Annotated in this window: 2 protein-coding genes and 1 pseudogene; 2 read left to right on the top strand and 1 reads right to left on the bottom strand. The window is 68.8% G+C overall.

Annotated features, from left to right (window positions below):
* The coding region (locus HLK59_RS49080) for an ATP-binding protein (protein WP_171148184.1) at positions 1 to 1133 on the bottom strand (1133 nt) is incomplete at its 3' end.
* A 107-nt stretch (positions 1134 to 1240) separates the two neighbouring features.
* On the opposite strand from HLK59_RS49080, the gene HLK59_RS49075 reads away from it, so the two are divergent.
* Together HLK59_RS49075 and HLK59_RS49070 are read left to right on the top strand one after the other, a co-directional pair.
* Positions 1241 to 2122 carry a 5'-methylthioadenosine/S-adenosylhomocysteine nucleosidase gene (locus tag HLK59_RS49075; protein ID WP_171148183.1) on the top strand — a complete coding sequence of 294 codons (882 nt, stop codon included), beginning with the start codon at positions 1241 to 1243 and terminating at the stop codon, positions 2120 to 2122.
* Between the two features lie 136 nt (positions 2123 to 2258).
* A pseudogene (locus tag HLK59_RS49070) lies at positions 2259 to 3266 on the top strand (NB-ARC domain-containing protein); the annotation flags it as partial.
* Between the last annotated feature and the right edge of the window lie 116 nt (positions 3267 to 3382).

Below are 3382 nucleotides of genomic sequence, written 5' to 3'. Positions count from 1 at the left end.
CCCGCCACCACACCCACCCCGAACACCCGCACCAAGTCATGTAACCGCCACCGAGCGCGCCCACTCCCCCGTTCGACAAGGTGCGCGCGGGCCAGCGCGTTCAGGTGCGCCACTGGCGGAGCGTCCTCTCCGACCAGAGCAGCGACAACCTCGCCGCTCGCATCGGGCCCCGGCGCCAGGGCCAGTAGCCGCAGTACACGAGCCTGCTCGGGCGGCAGACGCCGATACGACAGGTTGAAGGCCGCGCGGACGCTGCGCTCACCGTCGTCGAGGTGATCGAGTCGGTCACGGGCCTCGGTGAGTTCGGCGACGAGTTCGGCCACCGGCTTGTCCCGGTCGGCAACCAGCTGCGCGGCCACGATCTGCAGGGCCAGCGGCAGGTGTCCACAGCGTTCGGCAAGGGCTGCGGCCGCATCGACGTCATCCGCCACTCGGCTGTCCGCGGGATCGGCGATCCGCAGGGCACGGGCGAGCAGCTCGTGCGCCCCCTGCGGCGTCAGCTGGTCCAACCGCAAGAGTCTGGCGCCCAATTGAGGCAGCATGTTGCGCGAGGTGACGAGGAGTCGGTGCCGTGTTCCACCACCCGGGAGCAGGGGGCGCACCTGCGCAGAAGAGGACGCGTTGTCGGCGAGGACCAGTACCGGCCCGCACTTCTTGGCGCGCTCGGCGAGGGTCGACCGGTAAAGCGCGGCTCGTTCACCCGCCGTGGCCGGGATGTGCTCCGGATCTACGCCCAGGGCCCGCAGCAGCGCCTGAAGTGCCTGGTCGGCGGTGGCGGGATCGTCGTCGTAGCCGTGCAGATCCACGAACAGCGTCCCGCCCGGAAACCAGCCCCTCGCGCCCGCCCTGTACCCCGCCTCCACCGCGAGCGACGTCTTGCCGATGCCGCCGAGCCCGGACACGGCAACGACGAGGACGGCCGACGGGATGTCTGGCGCCGACGGGTCCAACGCATCGAGCAGCGACCGTAGTTCGTCCTCACGCCCTCTGAAGCCGACCATTCTCGCAGGCAGCGCGTCCAGGGCGGTAGGAGCCGGCCCGTGCTCCCGGTACTCCACCTTCTTCGCGGTGAAGTCCCCAGCGACATGCACGCCCCGGAAATCGAGATGATCCTCGCCGTACTCGGTCGTCATGGTGCCGTCCCCCGTACCACCCACACCCATCGCTGACATCACGGTACGCCGCTCCGAGCTCCCCCAACCCTCGCTCCGCTCAGACGACTTGGCAGTACCGTGAAAGCGTGTCGGAAACAGAACCCACGGTCGTCATCCTGACCGCGCTGCCGTCGGAGTACGAGGCTGTACGGGCCCACATCCCGGAGGCCGAGGAGCTCGAACACGACGAGGGAACGCGGGTCGAGTGGGGCCGCCTTCCCGACACGCCCTGGCATGTCGCCATCGCCGAACTCGGTCCGGGCGCCCTGAACGCCGCCGTGCTCACCGAACGGATCGTCAACTGGCTGCACCCGGACGTCCTGTTGTTCGTCGGGGTGGCGGGCAGCCTGAAGAAGAACGACATCAAGATCGGCGATGTCGTAGTGGGTACGAAGGTGTACAGCATCCACGGCGGCAAACAGACCTCCAACGGCTTCGAGGTCCGCCCCGAAGCCTGGCACTCCTCACACCGCTTGGAACAGGCCGCCCGCTTCGCCCTGCGCGGCAAGGTGCACCTCAAGCCAATCGCGGTCGGCGACGTCGTCCTGGCCGACGCGAAGTCGGAGATCGCCGAGCACCTCCGCACGCACTACAACGACGCCGCCGCCATCGAGATGGAAGGCTCCGGAGTCGTCCACGCCGCGCACCTCAGCAGCGGGTTGGACGCGCTGGTGATCCGGGGCATCAGCGACTACGCCGACGCCGGAAAGGCACGGGCCGACGCGAAGGGGTCCCAACCCCGTGCCGCCGACGCGGCAGCCGCAGCGGCGGTCGCGATCCTGCGCAAGCACCGGCCGACCAAGGCGAGCAGGGGCGGAACACCAGCGCCCGCCGCTTCCGACGACTCCCAGGAGGGTCCCCTTCGACCCGCCACGTACGGCGGCGACCACCTCGACTTCCGAGGCAGCACCTTCAACGCCCCCTTCACCGCCAAGTCGGTCAACCACCGCCGGGACGACACCGCTTAGCCACGGCCCGGTCCCGGTGGCAACCGCGGCACTGCCACCCCGCCCCGCGGGATTCACAGGGCGATTGGCAGATCTGTCCCGCCTGCTGCCTCACCTCGAACCCACCCCGAACGGTTCGACCGCGTCTCCACTCCTCATCTTCGCCGTCACCGGCATGGGCGGCATCGGCAAGACGGCATTGGCGTTGGAGGCCGCCTACCAGGCATGTTCGCAGGGGTGGTTCCCGGGCGGGACCCTCTTCGTCGACCTGCGTGGGTACGACGACAATCCCGTCACCGCCGACCAGGCGGTCCTCGCGCTCCTCGACGCGCTCCACGTACGTGGGACGGATCTGCCAAATACGTCGGTACGTCAATACGACACGTACCGCACTCTGCTGACCGAGCGGCGGGAGAGGATGCTGCTGATCCTCGACAACGCCTCGGATCCGTCCCAGTTCCTCCCCCTCCTCCCGGGCACGGACCACCACCGGGTCATCATCACTTCCCGCGACCGCCCGGATTCCCTCTCCGTGCGCCTCGTCGACCTTGAGACTCTGGACCCGGCTGAGTCCGTCGCCCTCGTCACCCGCGCACTTCACGATGCCGACGACCGCGACGACCGCCCGGCCCGCGAGCCCGACGCCCTGCGCGAACTGACCACCCTCTGCTGCCACCTACCCCTCGCCCTCCAGATCTCCGCCGCGATGCTGCGCAGGCGACGCCGGCGCGGTATCGCCTCGCTGGTGGCGGACATCCACAAGGCCGGGAACCCGACGCTCGCACTCGACCGCAGCGACCTGGGAACGGACCAGTACGGCCGCTCCCTCGCCCTCACACCGGTCCTGGAAACGTCCTACCGCCGTCTGCCGCCCGACCAGGCACGCCTACTGCGCCTGCTCTCACTGGCACCGAGCGCAGACACGAGCACCCAGGCGGCAGCCGCCCTGACCGACCTTGCCGAGGACGAGGTTCTGCAGCTGCTTGAAAGACTCGCCGCCACCCATCTGGTCACGGAAATCTGGGGCGAGGACGGTGGCTCTGCTTCGGCTACTCGGTGGCGGTTGCATGACTTGGTGCGGGCGTTCGGGGCGGGTGTGGCGACGGGGGATGCGGGTTTGTGGGTCGAGGGGGAGGCTGCCCGGGAACGGATGCTGGGGTTCTACCTGCCGCTGTCTCTTCTCCACATCTGACGCCTCCGACGAAGAGGAACGTGGTGTTCTCGGTCGTTCCCCCATCCTTACCAACAAAAATACACACCTACATCCCCCCCCTCCTCCAA

The sequence above is a fragment of the Streptomyces sp. S3(2020) genome, assembly GCF_013044505.1.
Lineage (GTDB): Bacteria > Actinomycetota > Actinomycetes > Streptomycetales > Streptomycetaceae > Streptomyces.
This window is presented reverse-complemented; position numbering and strand designations above follow the sequence as displayed.